The sequence below is a fragment of the Moryella indoligenes genome, from assembly GCF_030812885.1.
Lineage (GTDB): Bacteria > Bacillota > Clostridia > Lachnospirales > Lachnospiraceae > Moryella > Moryella indoligenes.
The window spans coordinates 32867-48787 of the sequence record NZ_JAUSTO010000004.1; the positions used below are offsets into that span (position 1 = coordinate 32867).

A 15921-nucleotide genomic window follows, 5' to 3' on the forward strand; every position below is an offset into this window, starting at 1 on the left:
GGCTCCGGATATGACTCCTCCATTATACCCCCGCAGCTAAACATCCGCATCCAGATATTCGCTCGGGGTCCTTCCCGTAATGCGTCTGAAGCTCGCAGAAAAGTACGCGATATCGCGGTAACCGCTCTGCTCCGCAACCTCATAGACCCGGTAGTCTCCGCTCTTCAGAAGCTCTATCGCTCTCCGCATCCGGTAGCGTGTCAGATAGGCGAGCAGCGTGAGTCCCGTCTCCTTCTTAAAAATATGGCTCAGATGCCCTTCGCTGATTCCGAGTGCCTCCGCAATGATGCCGACGCTGAGCTGTACCTCTGCGTAATGCGCAGCAATATAATCTACCGCGCGAACCACATGGCGGCTCATACCGGACGCCCCCAGCTCCGGCAGCCAGTCCTCTCCCTGTAGCGCAGGCTCCGACGGTTCCTTTTTTCTGAGCCGCAGCACTGCCTCCTCCAGCTCGCCGTCGCGAAAGGGCTTCAGCAGAAAATCCACCGCGCCGAGACGCAGCGCGCTCTGCGCATACTGAAAGCTGTCATAGGCTGTAAGTATGATAACCTGCGCGGCGCAGCCGCGCTCCCTGAGACGCGTGAGCATGCCGATTCCGTCGAGCTTTGGCATCTTCAGATCTGTGACGATGAGCTCCGGTCTCAGCCTCTCCTCTGCCTCCAGCCCCTCCTCACCATTGGCGGCCTCTCCGACCACCACGCAGTCCAGTGATGCCCAGTCCACTGTGAACACGATGCCCCTGCGTATCATCTCCTCATCTTCAACAATCAGTACCCTGCGCATCCTGACGCACCTCCTCACGGCTGCCCAGCGGAAGCAGCGCTATCACCACAGCTCCCGGCTTCCCGCTCCGATTCCGGAGCCAGAGTCCATACCGCTCTCCGTAATGCTTCTTTAAAATTGTATCAACATTGTAAAGCCCCAGGTGATGCCGCGCCGCTTCTCCCTCCGGGGCCCTGTACGGCCCGCACAGCTCCTCCGGAAGTCCACAGCCATTGTCCTCCACCGTGATACAGAGAATCTCTCTGCCGCTTTCCTCTATGCGGTCAGTTCCATCTGCGCAGAAGGTGGCTGCGCTTTTTGTGATATTCTCCGCCATGCACAGCTCCACAGCTGCCTCCGCTGTCATTTTCCGCGCTCTGACGCTCACCGCTCCCTCGCTGATGCCGTCGAGTCCGTGTAGGATCGCATTCTCCACCAGCGGCTGCAGCAGCATCTTCGGCACGGGCAAAGGCTCCAACTCCGGCGGAATATCGAGCGCAAACGAAAGTTTTCCGGAATGCCGTATCTGCTGAATTTCAAGGTAACGCTCCAGAACCTCTGCCTCCCGCTTCAGACTCACGAACTCTTCCGGGGAGATCGCAAAGCGCAGGATATCCGCGAGATCCGTAGACATCAATGCAATCTGCGGAATTCTGTGTATCTTCCCCATCCACTTCATTGTGTCCAGCGTGTTGCACAGGAAGTGAGGGTTCAGCTGTGCCTGCAGCATGCGAATCTCCGCCTCATTCAGCTCCCGCTGGTTCTGCACAAGCCGCGCCTGATTCTGAAACAGCGCCTCCCGGTTCTCCCGCAGCGCCTGTATCATGAGATTGAAGCGGCCCGCCAGTTCTCCGAGCTCATCCTCTCCCTCCTCAACCCGGGTATCCAATCTGTCCAGTGTGACCTCCCGCATCGCGCTGTGCAGACGGTCTATCGGCCGTACCAGCTGTCGACTCAGATGATAGCTCATGATGAGGGAGACAAGAAACCCCAGCAGTATCGAGAGCACTGCAATACTCAGCAGCAGGATATCTGTGCCCCGCGTAAAAACATTTGGGCGCCGCAGTACCGCATACAGTCCGCTCGCCGTCTGCGGCGAGACGCTGTAGATCACCTCACTGTCCTCGCCGCCTCTCGGAAGCTGCCCATCCGAGAGCAAGTGCTCCCGCAGACGCTGTGCCGGGCCAAGCAGCAGGGTAGGGTCCGCACAGTAGACTGGGCGCCAGTAGCTGCTGAGCAGCAGCAGGGCATTCTGTGCGCCATAGCTTCCCTCCAGAAGCTCCTGAAAATGCTCCCTGTACTGCTCCATCACGACATATCCAAGGATCTCTCCGGAGTCTTCTTTCCGAAGCGCAAGCGCGCCTCGCATCAGCGGCACACTGCTGTCAGCGCTGTCCTCCGTGGTACTGTAGACCAGCCCCTCCTGCAGTCCCGCCTCCTTCAGCACACCCCAATCCACCGAAAGCGGCTCTCTTCCCGGACGGTTCAGCGTGGAAAATCTGCGTCTTCCCTCGCTGTCACAGAGCTCAAAATATGCAGCCTTCCTGAGATTCTCCGTCGCAGAATAAAGCGTCGCATTTACTGCCGTTGTGCTGACAGCCTCTCCCCCCAATGCCTCTCTGACCAGCGAGGAGGACGCGAGCAGCTCTGCCGCCTCAGAAAACCCCTCATGCACTGTATTGAGCCGCTCCACAATTCCCTGAAGCTCCCGGGCCGCCTCCTGCTCTGACTGAAGCCGCTGACGGCTGCGAAAGGCTCCGCTCATCACGATCAGCGCAAGGGAAAGCGGAATCAGCGACACGCAGAGCATCGCCGCGAACAGACGCAGACGAAAGGACGCGCGAAATCTGGTTTTCACTGCCCTGCCTCCTCCTCCGGTGTTCCGAAATAGAACTCCCAGCTCATGAGCAGCGCATCCCGTTCCATGCTGATCTCTTCCAGGTCATAATTGATAGGATGAAGCTCCTGCAACGCGGGAAATGCTGCTCCTCCCTCTGCCTGTTCCAGAAGCCTGGCTGCATCTTTTCGCACAGAACGCCGGCAGAGCCTTCTCTGTAAAAGCCGCTGTACATCCTCTCCGCTCACAAATTCCAGAAACCTCTCGGCATTTTCTCTGTGCCGCGCACCGCACAGCACAGCACTCCCGTCCGGAATCACACTGGTTCCCTCCGCAGGATAAACCAGTGCAATATTCTTTCCCGCGGCAATTCCCTTCAGAGCACTCTCCTCCAGAGTGATTCCTGCAAGTGCTTTTCCGTCCGCCACAGTGCTCATCACATCTCCGGAATTGTCCAGAAGCACACCGCCCAGCTGCGCCGCAAACTCCTTCAGCACCTCTCGCTCTCCATCCGGGCCCGGCTGCTTCGCAAGCACCCGGCAGAGCGTCACAAGTGCAGTGAAATTAGAGCCGGATTTCGCCGGATCCGCAAACGCGAGCTTCCCCTGGAACATTGGACGCATGAGATCTTCCCAGCCCCTCAGCTGACCCGGCTCCAATAGCTTCGTGTTATAGATCAGAACCACAGGAAGTGCAGAAAATGCTGTCCAGTAGCCATTCGGATCTCGAAATTCCGGCGCGATGCCGGAGAGTCCCAGAGGCTCGCAGGGCGCAAAGAGCTCTCTGCTGGACTGAAGGGTATCCACACCGCCCCCAAACATGAGGTCCGCCTTCGGCTGTCCACTCTCCTCCGCAATCCGCTTCAGGAGCTCGTTGCTTCCTCCCTCTGTGACCTCCGTCCAAATGCCGCTGCGCTCCTCAAATTCCTTGACGATCGGCCACCATACCTCCCGCTTATGCGAGGTATAGATCACAAGGCGCTGCTCCTCGGAAGGCAGAAGCTCTGTCTCTAAAATCCCTTCTCTTTTCCCGCAGGCAGAGAGCAGCATGAGCAATAAAACAGAGAGCCACATCTTTACCAGAATGCTGCTGCAACGCTTCTTCCTCTGTCTCTCTGCTCTCTCCATCTATCCCTCCCGCAATTTCTATTTTATTATAACATCATTCCCTTTAAAACAGAGCTCCGAAACCGAAGTTCCGGAGCTCTGGTTCACATAGCTTTTATTGAAATTTCAGCTGGCACGGAGACAGTAAAAACACTCTGCTCCGTCTTACAGCTTTCTGAAATCCGATGCCGGATGATGGCATACCGGACACTCAAAATCTGCCGGGAGCGGATCTCCCTCGTAGATATATCCGCAGATCGTGCAGATCCAGCCCTTCTTTTCTGCGGGCTTTGCCTCCGGCTTCGGCTTGATGTGCGCAAAGTAGTAGGCATAGGTCGCAGAGGGTGTGTCAGAGAGCCATGCACCATCTGTCACCTCCGCAATAAACAGAGTGTGGCTGCCCAGATCTATGGTCTGAAGCACTCTGCCGGAGAAATACGCATTGGTATCGCTGCTGTCCAGATATGCAACGCCATTTTCTGCGCGCTTGCACAGAAAATCTTCAAACTTATTGACATCTCTGCCGGACTGGAATCCAAAGCGGCGGAAGATATCAAAGCTTGCGCTCTCGCTGAGAACAGAGATGTTGAAGACCTTCGTCTTCATGATCATATCGTGCGTGTAGTTCTGCTTATTGATCGCAAAGGACACCGTATTCGGTGTGCTCGCCACCTGAATAAAAGTATTGGTTATGCATCCGTTATCCTTCTCTCCATCCCGTGCCGTCAGTACAAACAACCCGTAGGAGAGCTTTTGCATCACTCGATCTTCCATAGCTCAGATTTCCGCCTTCCAGAGACCGTGCAGGTTGCAGTACTCATAAGCTGCAACCGGAGCATCACCCTCTGCTACGCAAAAGACTGCCTCCGGAGCCTCTCCCGGCTTCAGGAACTTGGTCTGATAGCCCTGCTTCGTCTCAAGCACGATCCACTGAATGGAGTGCTCCTCAAGCATCGGGTGTGCAACGCTTCCGACCTTCACTGTGACCTTGCTGCCCTCTAAGGCAACAACAGGAACGTGCTTCTCCTGCGCGGCATCCGTGGTGTTTGCCGTGAGCTCGCCCATCTTCTCGCCGCAGCACTCTACGCTGACACCCGAGTCCTGAAGAAACGTAACAATATTGCCACAATGGGAACTTCTGTAGAACTTCATAATTTTCTCCTTCTTTTACGCGGTCTCAGCCGCATTTTATATTGAAATGCCTGAGGAAGCTTCCTCAGATTCTGCCGGGCGATATCAGTCCCACCAACAGCGCCCGCCTGACTCCGAATCCCTGCTCAGATCACAAGACTCGGTGCGGCATAGACGCGGGCCGCCAGCTCCTGATTCAGTGCATACAATCCCTTCGGATCCTTTCCGAAGAGCTCATACTTGCGGATCATATCCTCCGCATTCTTCTCTTCCTCGCCCTGCTCCTTGATGAACCAGTCAAAAAACTGCATGGTGCGGTAGTCATTGATATCATCTGCCGCGCGGTAGATCTTATTGATCTCCGCAGTAATGTAATTCTCATGCTTCAGAGAAGCCTTCAGCGGCGCGGCAGTGTCCTCATACTTCATATTCGGCTGATCAATCACACCGAACTTCACCTCTGCGCCGTTGTTGTGGAGATATGCACGCATCAGCATCGCGTGATCCCGCTCCTCCTGCGCCTGAATATCATACCAGTTTGCGAAGCCATCCAGTCCCTGCTCATAGTAATAATTGGCAAAGTCCAGATAGAGATACGCAGAGTAAAACTCCTTTGTAACCTGCGCGTTGATCAGCTCACTTAGCTTTGGGTTTAACATTTTGTGCCTTTCCTGAAATAACGTGAATACTGTGATTAGTAATTTTCCAGATGAATCTCGAAATAGCTCTGCGGGTGGTTGCAGGTGGGACATACCTCCGGAGCCGCGGTGCCGACAACGATGTGTCCGCAGTTGCGGCACTCCCACACCTTGACCTCACTTCTGGCAAAGACCTGTGCCATCTCCACATTCTTCAGCAGAGCTCTGTAGCGCTCCTCGTGGTGCTTCTCAATTGCTGCCACCAGACGGAACTTTTCTGCGAGCTCCTTAAAGCCCTCCTCCTCGGCGGTCTTCGCAAAGCCCTCATACATATCTGTCCACTCGTAATTCTCGCCCTCTGCCGCATGCAGCAGGTTCTCCGCTGTATTGCCGATGCCCTTCAGCTCCTTGAACCAGAGCTTTGCGTGCTCCTTCTCATTGTCCGCGGTCTTTAAGAAGAGAGAGGCGATCTGCTCATAGCCCTCCTTTTTCGCAACAGATGCGAAATAGGTATACTTATTGCGCGCCTGTGACTCCCCTGCAAACGCAGCCTGAAGATTTTTTTCGGTCTGTGTTCCCTCATAGGGATGTAACTTTACCTTCTCAAAAGCAGATGCCGGCTGCTTGCACTTGGGACATACAAAATCCTCCGGAAGCTTCTCTCCCTCATAGATGTATCCGCAAACCTTACATTTCCACTTTGCCACGCGCTTACCTCCTTCTATGCGTACCCGCCCTTATCCGGCAGATATCTGTGATGCCTGTCTATATACATACAAGGTTACTGTACCACTTCCCTGAAGCAAAAACAATCCATCCTCAGCTACACTTTCTTAGGCAGCACTGATTAAATCTGCAAGAGCTTCATATTGTCCTCAACCGAGCCAATGCCCGCAATTCCAAAATTCTCTTCCCTAACGAAGTCTCTTGCTCTTATAGCCTTGTGCCACCTTCTTTCGCTAAAACAGAACCCTTACAGCTGAAAGCATAGGACAACACAAAAAGGAAAGCTGTTACAATGGCAACAACTCCCCACAAAATCGGTATGTTTTGAACTCACTACCTCAAATGACACGGGTAATGCCGGCAGCGGCTGACAAATCTCAGCCCGCGCTGCGCACTGCGGAGCCAACGAGTGCCGCCGCTTCCTCCGCTTTTGCCGTAAAGCTCTGCCCCTGAAGTTCTCCGGAGAGCCGCAGCGTATCCCCGGCTGAGAGTCTCCATGAAGCCCCGTCGGAAGCCACAATCTCCACCACTCCGCGCGGGCAGTACAGAAGAAGCTCTTCTGCCTCCGGAATAGCCTTCATAAGCTGTTCGCTGAGTGCAGCAGCCTCCCCTTCCTTAAGAAGAAGCGGAAGCACAAAGCCCTCACATTTCCCCTTCCGCAGCATCAGATTAAAATCCACAACCTTGCCCACACTGACGGTCTCATCCCCACCGTCAAAGTCGTGCGTCTCAAACTCAGGAAGACTGATCCACTCTCCGCCGTTATGTCTCAGGCGTATCCCTCCCTGCAGGGTCATGATAATGCGATTGTAATCCGGAAGTGCTGTAAAATTGCTCTCCTCGACATCAACTGTCGCGGAGCTGAGTCTCCAGAGAAAGTTTCGCTCCGCATAGATACTGCCTCTCGGCGCAATTGCGAGCTCTGTCGTCGTCCCGCCGCTCCAGTTTGTGACGCTGTAATCCTCTCTGTGCAGTAATTCCGCTGTGTAATTCTTCATTTTCTCCTCCACACGTCCTTTTTTCTTCCGCTCTGCTGCATACTTCCGGAAACACTTTTTCCCGCCGGCAAAATGCGCGCTCCGTCTGCATTTTCCGCGCAGTACCCTATTCAGAGTATAACACGCAATGGAAAGTTCCTGTGAACGGATTTTTACCGCGCAGGCAAAAAATGGGTTATAATAGAATCAACGCGTAATCATAAAAACTTTCAAAAGTGCCGCCTCACGCAAGTCTGTTTGCAGCCGAGTGAAGGCACAGCGTATAATCGACTTTCAGCGCATAAATCATGAGATATATGTGCATATTTATATACGGAAAGGCGGTCCAATGATGGATAATACCGATCTGAAAATCATCAACCTCCTTCAGGAAAACTGCAAAATCTCAACTCGGGACCTCGGCAAAAGCGTCGGGCTCACCGCCCCGGCTGTCGCAGAGCGCATTCACAGGCTGAAGGAATCCGGTGTCATAGAGGGTTTTCACGCACAGATCAACGAATCGCTCCTCGGGAACAATATCACGGCCTTTGTGCAGGTCAATGTCCCCCCCAGAGAATATGAGCACTTCTGCCGCTTCTGCCTTGATGAGCCCTCCATCACGGAGCACCACCACATCGTCGGCTACAACAATGTGCTCTTAAAGATACGCGTTGCAAACTCCAGCGCCCTCGATCACCTGCTGGAGCAGATCCGAAAATACGGTCTCTCCAACACCTCAGTTGTGCTTTCGACCTATTTCACCCGCAAGCATTTTCCACAGCGGGAAACGGAAGAGAATTGAAACAGGCCGGGCAGGTTTAAACCGTACTTTTCACGAGACAGGAAAGGAGTGCTGACCATGGAATTCACTCTGGATATCATCATGGCGGATCCCGCCGGAAACCGCACTGCTTTTGTGGAGACTCCGGTAGCACCGGAATATTACGCCCCCATCGGCGCGGCGCTGCTCTCCGTCCCCTCCCTGCAGGCGGAACAGGCAGGCTTTCTATGTCCCCCGCTTCGGGGCGCAGCCGGACGGCTTGTGATGAGCGGAGGGGAATTCTGCGGCAACGCAAGCCGAAGCTTTGGCCTGCTGCTCGGAAGAGAGAGGGGACTGAAGGACGGCGATACCGTCGAGATCGAAATATCTGGCTGCGATCACCCGCTCACCGTGTCCCTCCGGACCGAGGGCGCGGCAGTTTGCATGCCCCTGCCCCGCGCACTGCGAAGCATTGCAATTCCGGAAAAGAACAGCGGTCAGCTCACCCTGCCCGCAGTTGAATTTGAAGGCATCACCCATGTAATCATAGAAAACCGGAAAGCGGAACAGAAACTCGCTGAACACGCAATTGAGGCAGTCCGGGCTCTGGGAGCGGTTGATGCTGTCGGCGTCATGTTTTTAAACGACAGCTCTATGGTTCCCTGCGTATGGGTACGCGAGACCGGCACCATGATCTGGGAGAGCAGCTGCGGCAGCGGGACTCTCGCCTGCGCAGTGGTGCGTGCCCAAAAGACAAGTGATGACGCATTCTGCCTCTCACTCCGCCAGCCCGGCGGCGTCCTCTGTGCTGAGCTGAAAAAACAGGGCGGGAAAGTTCTCTCTGCGCAGCTTTCCGGTCCCGTCACACTGGAACCTCGCGTCACAGTACAGCTCACAATCTGAGCTTACACACCAGCATAGCGGCGGCATGAACAAAATGTTCATGCCGCCGCTGCTATTTGTCCATTGTTTTGTTCCTTACTTACTGGGAAATTTCCCAGCGGTCACGCTCCGCCGAGATAGGCCTCCTTCACCCGGCAATTGCTCAGAAGTCCCGCAGCTGTATCCTCCAGCACGACCTCCCCGAGCTCCATGCAGTAGCCGCGCTGCGCAATGCGAAGCGCCTGATTTGCATTCTGTTCAACCAGAAGCACCGTCGTCCCATCGCGATTGATCTTCTCTATAGTCTCAAAAACCTGATCCACAATGACAGGCGCAAGTCCCATAGACGGTTCATCCAGCAGCAGCATCTTCGGACGGCTCATCAGCGCCCGGGCTGTTGCAAGCATCTGCTGCTCTCCTCCCGAGAGCGTCCCGGCCAGCTGACGCCTTCGCTCCTTCAGTCTCGGGAAGGTCTCGTATGCCCGCGCCATATCCTCGCGCACAGCCGCCTTGTCCCTGCGAAAATACGCTCCCAGCAGAAGATTGTCCTCCACAGAGCTCCGTGGAAAGACATGTCTCCCCTCCGGCACCAGCGTCATCCCGCTCCGCACGATCTGAGCCGTCTGCTTTTCTTCAAGCGCCTCGCCGCAGAAGGAGATACTCCCTCCCGCGATCGGAATCTGCCGCATAATCGCAGACATAAGCGTAGTCTTCCCCGCACCGTTTGCACCGATCAGCGAGACAATCTCTCCCTCATTGACGTGGAGGCTGATGCCGCGCAGCGCATGAATCGCGCCGTAATATACCTGAAGCTTTTCTATATTGAGCAGCTGCTCCATTCACGCGCTCCCCCTTTTCCGAGATAGGCGTCCACCACAAGCGGATTGTTTCTCACTTCTGCGGGTGTCCCATCCGCGATCTTCTCTCCGTGATCAAACACCACCACGCGCTCCGCCACATTCATAACCACCTGCATGGCGTGCTCGATCAGAATGACAGAATAGCCATCCCGGGAGAGCTTCCGTATCAGCTGAAGCAGCTTTTCTTTCTCATTCGGATTCATCCCGGCGGCAGGCTCATCCAGCAGAAGGAGCTTTGGTTCCGTGGCGAGCGCCCGCGCAATCTCAAGCCTGCGCTGCATCCCGTAGGGCAGGTTCCCGGCCCGCCACTCCGCCTTATCTAAGAGCCCCACATACTCCAAAAGCCGCTCCGTGACGACGGCATTTTCTGCATCCTCTCTCTTCTTCTTTGCTGTCCCAAGCAGCGCAGCCAGGATCCCGGCCGAGCCGCGGCAATGCCGTGCGACAATCAGATTCTCGCGAACCGTCATGTTCCCGAAGAGACGGATATTCTGAAAGCTCCGGCATATGCCAAGCTGTGTGATGCGATCCGGCCTGAATCCTGTGATATTTCTGCCCTCAAAGAAGATCTCTCCCGCACTGCTCTTTGTGATACCGGTCAGCAGATTGTAGAAGGTGGTCTTTCCGGAGCCGTTCGGACCGATGATTGCGACAATCTCTCCCTCATCGATGTGAAAATCAATATTGGAATTGGCCACAATTCCGCCGAAGGTCTTTGTAAGTTTTTTTGTTTCCAGCAGCATAACGACCTCCCCTACTCCCGCACTCCAAACAGTCCCTCAGGCCGAAAGCGCATGATCAGCACCAGCATCAGCCCGTAGAGTATGTACCATGGATCGAAGGCAAGCCCCAGAACCCCCTGAACAGAGCGCAGAAGCTCCGGCAGAATCACAGCGATAAAGGCGCCGAGGATTGCTCCCTTTATGCTCCTCCTGCCGCCGATCACCAGCATGGTAAAAATATTGATGGAGAGCGTCGCACTGAGGAGTGTCGGATCCACCAGATTGGAGAAGACTGCGTAGAAGCTTCCCGCCACACTGCACACCACCGCCGACATCACAATCGCCTTCAGCTTATATGCCCTGACATCAATTCCCATCGCCTCTGCAGCGATCTCATCCTCCCGTATGGCTGCGACCGCGTAGCCTCCCCGGGAGTGCACAAAGCGCCAGCTGAAGAAGGCAAGTGCTGCAACAATCGCATAGAGAATCAGGATATATCCGTCCTTATTGGAAGGCAGAAAAGGAAGCTTTGTGATCTTCACGCCGAAGATCTTCGGCGCCTGAATTCCGGCAATACCCGAGGTGCCGCCCAGCGCAGCGGAGTTAATCACGGCATAGCGGATGATCTCACAGAAGGCATAGGTGATCACAACCATGAAGGAGCCCCTGACGCGCCGCCCAGCGAACGCCACCGGAACCGCCGCGAGCGCCGCCGCGCACATGCCCAGCGGGACCGTGAGCCAGAAGTCGAGACCTGCGTGCACCGTAAGATATCCCGTCACATAGGCCCCGATCCCATAGAAAGCCGCATGTCCCAGCGAGGTCTCCCCGAGATAACCGGAATAAAAGTTGATTCCGAGACTCGCAATCGCGTAGATCAGGCTGTCTGCGACTATGTACTTGACATAATTTGGGATGATATCTCTGCCCGGGATCAGCATATCTGCAAAGCAGAACACCAGCACCAGCAGAAGAGAGCCGAGAAATGTCTCCCGACCGCTCAGGCCGAATAACCACTCTGTCTTTTTTTCTGTTCTCTGCATGGCGACCTCAGACCTTTTCCTCAAACTTATAACCCATGAGTCCCGTCGGGCGTATCAGCAGAACTAGAATCATGATAGCAAAGCTGACGGCATCCTTGTAGCCCGGGGAGAGGAGACCGGAGGTCAGATTTTCCGCGACACCGATCAGAATCCCACCAATCAGCGAGCCGGTAATGCTTCCAATACCGCCGAGAATTGCACAGGCCCAGCCCTTCAGGCCGGCCAACGCGCCCATCGTCGGAAATATCGTGTAGAGCGTCCCCATGAAAAATCCTGCGGCCGCCCCCAGCGCGCCGCTGAGCGCAAAGGTAATCTTTATGAGACGCTCTGCATCTGCGCCCATCAGTGCAAGCGTCTTCATATCCTGCGAGCCCGCCATCATCGCCTTTCCGATCAGAGTCCTTGTGAAAAAACACTGGAGCACCGCCATAATAATAAGCGAGCCCAGAAGGATCTTCAGATGAATGGAGCTCACGGTGATCTCATTTCCCCCCATGCAAAACAGTGTGATGAGCCGATACTCCATGAGCTGCGGATATACTCTCGGATCTGCGGTAAATGCAGCATTTGCCGAGTAGCGCACCAGCGTCGAAAGCCCGAGCGCAGTGATAAAACCGGACTTCACAAGTGCTCCCTTCTTCCGCAGCGGCACATAGCCAAACTGATCCAGCAGCACAGCAGCCGCAGCCCCCGCAACCATCGAGATGAGCAGTGCCGGCAGCAGAGACAGACCTGCGCAGGCGGTCAGAAAGTAACCTGTATACGCGCCAATCATATAGACCTCGCCGTGTGTCCAGTTGATGATGCCGACTATCCCAAACACCGTCGTCCAGCCAATCGCTATCAGCGCATAGATTCCCCCTGCCGCAAGTCCGTTGATAATCTGTTGTATCAGTACCGCCATAATCCTGCCTCCGCACCGACTTTCCGGGCCAGCAGCCCCGCACTCTGTTTCCGCCGACCGCCAGCGCCTCTCTTCTGCTTACTCCGCCAGCGTAAAGGCACCGTCCTTTACTGTGAGCGTCAGATAATCGCGCTCCCACTCATTGTCCTCGGTAAAAACAACCGTTCCCGTGACTCCCTCATGATTCGTGGCTTCCATGCCCGCCTTCATGCCTTCCCGGGTCACCTCACCGTCGTCTGCACGCATCGCGTGGTCTGCCGCTTCTGCCAGTACATAGGCCGCATCGTAGGCCATCGCTGCAAAGCTGTCCGGGGTCTGTCCGTACTTCTCCTCAAACTTCTGCACAAATTCCTGCACACGCGCAGCCGGATTGGTAGAAATATATACGCTCACACAGGAGGCACCCTCCATCGCATCTCCCGCGATTTCCAGTGCTTTCTGACTGTAGAGGGAGGTGTGGCCGATAATAAAGCTCTCAATACCGAGATTCTTCATCTGCTTGATGATGAGCGAGCAGTCCGTGACTGTGCCACAGAGTGCCACTGCCTCGGGCGCATCGTTCTTCACAGTAGTAAGCATTGCGGTAAAGTCCTGATCCGCAGGATTGTACTCAATGCTGTTGATGATCTCGCCGCCGTTTGCTTCCACATAGGCAATCAGGTTCTGAGACAGATTCTTTCCAAAATCATTGTTTGTATACAGCACATCAAACTTTTTGTGCTGCCGGCTCAGCGCCGCCTTCGCCATCTGCGGTCCGACCTGCGCATCCTGCACCGCCATGCGGAAGAAATAATCACTGCTCTTCGCGAGCGAGGGGGAACTGGAGGAAACCACGCACTCCACAAGTCCCGCATCGTCAATGATCGGAACAATCGCGAGTGTGCAGGAGGTGAGGCTGGAGCCCAGCATCGCGAGTATGCTGTCATCATCTGCGTACTTCTGCGCGCCCTTTGCCGCATTCTGCGGATCTCCCTGATCGTCGTACTCGTCCAGCACAAGCTTTGCTCCATTCACGCCACCCGCCGCATTGATCTCCTCAAATGCGAGCGTCATGCCGCGCTCCTCGCTGAGTCCGTAGAGCGCATTGTCGCCGGAAAGCGGATTCACCATCCCGATGTGAAGCTCCGACTGCTTTGCCGTGACCGCGGCGGCTGTATCCACAGTGTCCTGCGCTGCTTCAGATGCCGGAGCTTCCGTCCCCTCCGCCGCAGCCTGCGTTCCTGCTCCTTTCGCGCCGCAGCCCATAAGTCCCGCTGCCAGAACGCCGGTAAGCATCACTGATATACATGCTCTCATATACTTCTTCATAATCTGTCCTCCGTTTTCAGACTCTGTGTTGAGAGATAACTATATGTATTTTAGCTTTTTTTCTTTCAGAGCACCACAATATTTACATAAAAGAGGAGGGAAATGCAGAAAAATCCATCTGTTTTTCCGTCATTTCCCTTGTTTTATCCTGCGCTTCATCCTGAAATCCCGTTTCTGCCTCCTCAGACAAGTCCTGCCTCCTGTGCGGCCTGCTTCCGCTTCAGCTCCCTCAATATACTCCGCGTGACAAAGAATGCAATCACCGCAGCGAAGCTGTCGCTGATCGGCTGCGCCGCCTGCAGTCCCAGAAGCCCGATTGCCCGGGGCAGTATAAGCAGCACCGGAATCAGACAGATTCCCTGTCTGAGCGAGGCAACCAGCGTTGCCTTCAGCCCGTAGCCTGTCGTCTGCGAGAACATATTGGCCATGGTGATCTGCGCCGAGAGCGGAATCGTGAGTGCCTGAAGCCGCAGCGCCAGAGTCCCGATGCGTATCACCTCCGCATCCTCCCGACGGAACACGGTCACGATGGGTTCTGCAAAAGCAAAGGCCAGCACGGCAAAACTCAAAAGTATCATGAAGCAGACGCGCAGACTGAAGTAATAAGCCTCCGCGACGCGCTTATAGTTCCGCGCCCCGTAATTGTATCCGCAGACCGGCTGAAAGCCCTGTCCGAATCCGATGATCGTCGAGTTAATGAACATAGCGACCCGCATCACAATGGCAATCGCGGCAATTGCGGCATCCCCATAAGGATGCGCCGCGAAGTTCATGATGATGCTGGAAACACTAGAGATCCCCTGCCGTGCGAGACTCGGAAAACCGATATGCAGGATATCTCTGTACATTCTCCGTGTCGGTCTGAAGTTCCGAAACCGTATCGGGAGACAGGCCGGCATCATATTGCACTGACAGCTCAGGATTACAAAAGAAATAATCTGACTCACCGCAGTAGCTACCGCCGCCCCGGAGATCCCCATATGAAGGCCAAAGATCAGAACCGGATCGAGGATTATATTCAGCACGCCGCCAAAGCCGATACCGATCATGGCATAGAAGGAATTCCCCTGAAATCGGAGCATATTATTGATGCCGAAGGAACACATCAGAAACGGAGTACCGAGCAGAATATAGCGCACATAATCTATGGCGTAGGGTGCGATGGTTCTGGTAGAGCCGAGCATATACACGAGCTTTTCGATGTTCAGAAGACCGAGCAGTCCCAGCACCGTGCCAACAATGAGCTCCGTAAAATAACCCAGCGCCGCGTAGCGCTCCGCCGTCTCCACATCCTGCTGTCCCAGAAAGCGTGCGATCATATTTCCGCTGCCCATGCCTATCGTAAAAGCGACCGCCTGAAAGATAGCCATCAGAGAAAAAATAATGCCCACCGCCGCTGAGGCGGAGGTCCCGATCTGAGAGACAAAAAAGGTGTCCGCCATGCTGTAGACAGCAGAGATCAGCATGGAGACAATAGATGGAATGGCAAAGCGGGGAATGAGCGTCTGCACCGGCTCGTGCATCATCTGCTCATAGCGCTCCTCCTGTGTAATAGCCTGTCGCTTTGCCATCTCTCCCCCCGTTCTCCGCTGCTCCACGCCCCGATATCCGTGCATCAATGCAGCGCTGTTTCATGCAATACTTAAAACTTCCAGCTGTCCTTCAGGGTGAGCCAGCGCTCATCCTTCTCACTCAGATTGAGCTTTGTGCCGTCCGCGAGCGCGTAGCCCGCAGCAGCTGCGCTTCCCGCATACTCTCCCACAAGCCCAGGCCACTGAATGCCGATCTCCGGATCATTCCATGCAAGACCTCCCTCATCTCCCTGGTGCCAGAAGTCCGTGACCTTATAACAGAATTCCGCAACATCGCTCAGCACAAGGAAACCGTGCGCAAAGCCCTCTGAGATATAGAACTGCTTTTTGTTCTCCTCTGTGAGCTCCACGCCGTACCACTGACCAAAGGTTCTGCTGTTCGCCCGCAGATCCACTGCGACATCAAACACTGCTCCCCGGATCGCCCGAACCAGCTTTCCCTGCGGATACTGCTTCTGATAATGCAGACCGCGCAGCACACCTTTTGCAGAGCAGCTCTGGTTGTCCTGCACGAATACCATATCCAACCCGGCCTCGTGCATATCCTTCTGATTATAAGTCTCCATAAAGTAGCCGCGCGCGTCTCCGTGGACGGTCGGTTCAATCACATAAAGTCCCTCAATCGGGCATCTGCTGACCTTGATCTGTCCCATAGCTTCCTCCTGCTGTT

General features: G+C 55.0%; 17 protein-coding genes. 2 read left to right on the forward strand and 15 right to left on the reverse strand.

The genetic code is table 11. The annotated features are described in order from the left end of the window. Positions 1 to 36 precede the first annotated feature (36 nt). From J2S20_RS03985 to J2S20_RS04020, 8 genes are all read right to left on the reverse strand, one after another. Entirely contained in the window at positions 37 to 786 is a 750-nt protein-coding gene (locus J2S20_RS03985) for a response regulator transcription factor (RefSeq protein WP_307253433.1), read from the reverse strand. Continuing rightward, the gene (locus J2S20_RS03990; protein ID WP_307253435.1) at positions 764 to 2623 is read right to left on the reverse strand and encodes a sensor histidine kinase; all 1860 of its coding nucleotides are present in this window, start codon (positions 2621 to 2623) and stop codon (positions 764 to 766) included. Before J2S20_RS03990 ends, J2S20_RS03985 begins: the two co-directional genes overlap by 23 nt. Next, complete coding sequence (locus tag J2S20_RS03995; RefSeq protein WP_307253437.1) at positions 2620 to 3729, reverse strand: extracellular solute-binding protein; 1110 nt, start codon at positions 3727 to 3729, stop codon at positions 2620 to 2622. Before J2S20_RS03995 ends, J2S20_RS03990 begins: the two co-directional genes overlap by 4 nt. Positions 3730 to 3873: 144 nt before the next feature. Next, entirely contained in the window at positions 3874 to 4482 is a 609-nt protein-coding gene (locus J2S20_RS04000) for a flavin reductase (protein WP_307253440.1), read from the reverse strand. 3 nt (positions 4483 to 4485) lie between these two features. Next, positions 4486 to 4860: a desulfoferrodoxin family protein gene (locus J2S20_RS04005; RefSeq protein ID WP_106611258.1), complete on the reverse strand. Its 375-nt coding sequence runs from the start codon at positions 4858 to 4860 to the stop codon at positions 4486 to 4488. Between the two features lie 125 nt (positions 4861 to 4985). Continuing rightward, entirely contained in the window at positions 4986 to 5498 is a 513-nt protein-coding gene (locus tag J2S20_RS04010) for a ferritin (RefSeq protein WP_307253443.1), read from the reverse strand. Between the two features lie 35 nt (positions 5499 to 5533). Beyond that, positions 5534 to 6184, reverse strand: a complete 651-nt coding sequence (gene rbr, locus J2S20_RS04015) for a rubrerythrin (protein ID WP_106611256.1) — start codon at positions 6182 to 6184, stop codon at positions 5534 to 5536. Positions 6185 to 6580: 396 nt separating this feature from the next. Then, the gene (locus tag J2S20_RS04020) at positions 6581 to 7201 is read right to left on the reverse strand and encodes a HutD family protein (protein WP_307253446.1); all 621 of its coding nucleotides are present in this window, start codon (positions 7199 to 7201) and stop codon (positions 6581 to 6583) included. A gap of 328 nt (positions 7202 to 7529) precedes the next feature. Between J2S20_RS04020 and J2S20_RS04025 the strand changes: the two genes are divergently transcribed. Next, positions 7530 to 7982, forward strand: coding sequence for an Lrp/AsnC family transcriptional regulator (locus J2S20_RS04025; protein ID WP_307253448.1), 453 nt, complete (start codon positions 7530 to 7532; stop codon positions 7980 to 7982). A gap of 57 nt (positions 7983 to 8039) precedes the next feature. Continuing rightward, entirely contained in the window at positions 8040 to 8843 is an 804-nt protein-coding gene (locus J2S20_RS04030; RefSeq protein WP_307253451.1) for a hypothetical protein, read from the forward strand. Between the two features lie 101 nt (positions 8844 to 8944). Here J2S20_RS04030 and J2S20_RS04035 read toward each other — a convergent pair whose 3' ends face one another. The 7 genes from J2S20_RS04035 to rfbC form a co-directional block, all read right to left on the reverse strand. Beyond that, positions 8945 to 9661, reverse strand: a complete 717-nt coding sequence (locus J2S20_RS04035; RefSeq protein ID WP_330692749.1) for an ABC transporter ATP-binding protein — start codon at positions 9659 to 9661, stop codon at positions 8945 to 8947. Continuing rightward, positions 9640 to 10425, reverse strand: a complete 786-nt coding sequence (locus J2S20_RS04040; protein ID WP_106611253.1) for an ABC transporter ATP-binding protein — start codon at positions 10423 to 10425, stop codon at positions 9640 to 9642. The genes J2S20_RS04035 and J2S20_RS04040 overlap by 22 nt, the downstream gene beginning before the upstream one ends. Before the next feature lie 11 nt (positions 10426 to 10436). Next, entirely contained in the window at positions 10437 to 11447 is a 1011-nt protein-coding gene (locus tag J2S20_RS04045; protein WP_307253453.1) for a branched-chain amino acid ABC transporter permease, read from the reverse strand. Between the two features lie 7 nt (positions 11448 to 11454). Continuing rightward, positions 11455 to 12351 (reverse strand): branched-chain amino acid ABC transporter permease, encoded by an 897-nt coding sequence (locus J2S20_RS04050; RefSeq protein ID WP_106611251.1) that lies wholly within the window; start codon positions 12349 to 12351, stop codon positions 11455 to 11457. A gap of 78 nt (positions 12352 to 12429) precedes the next feature. After that, positions 12430 to 13659 carry an ABC transporter substrate-binding protein gene (locus J2S20_RS04055; protein WP_307253457.1) on the reverse strand — a complete coding sequence of 410 codons (1230 nt, stop codon included), beginning with the start codon at positions 13657 to 13659 and terminating at the stop codon, positions 12430 to 12432. Positions 13660 to 13841: 182 nt separating this feature from the next. Continuing rightward, positions 13842 to 15230: an MATE family efflux transporter gene (locus J2S20_RS04060; RefSeq protein ID WP_307253458.1), complete on the reverse strand. Its 1389-nt coding sequence runs from the start codon at positions 15228 to 15230 to the stop codon at positions 13842 to 13844. Positions 15231 to 15301: 71 nt separating this feature from the next. Continuing rightward, on the reverse strand, positions 15302 to 15904 hold the full coding sequence (rfbC, locus tag J2S20_RS04065; RefSeq protein ID WP_307253460.1) for a dTDP-4-dehydrorhamnose 3,5-epimerase: 603 nt from the start codon (positions 15902 to 15904) through the stop codon (positions 15302 to 15304). Between the last annotated feature and the right edge of the window lie 17 nt (positions 15905 to 15921).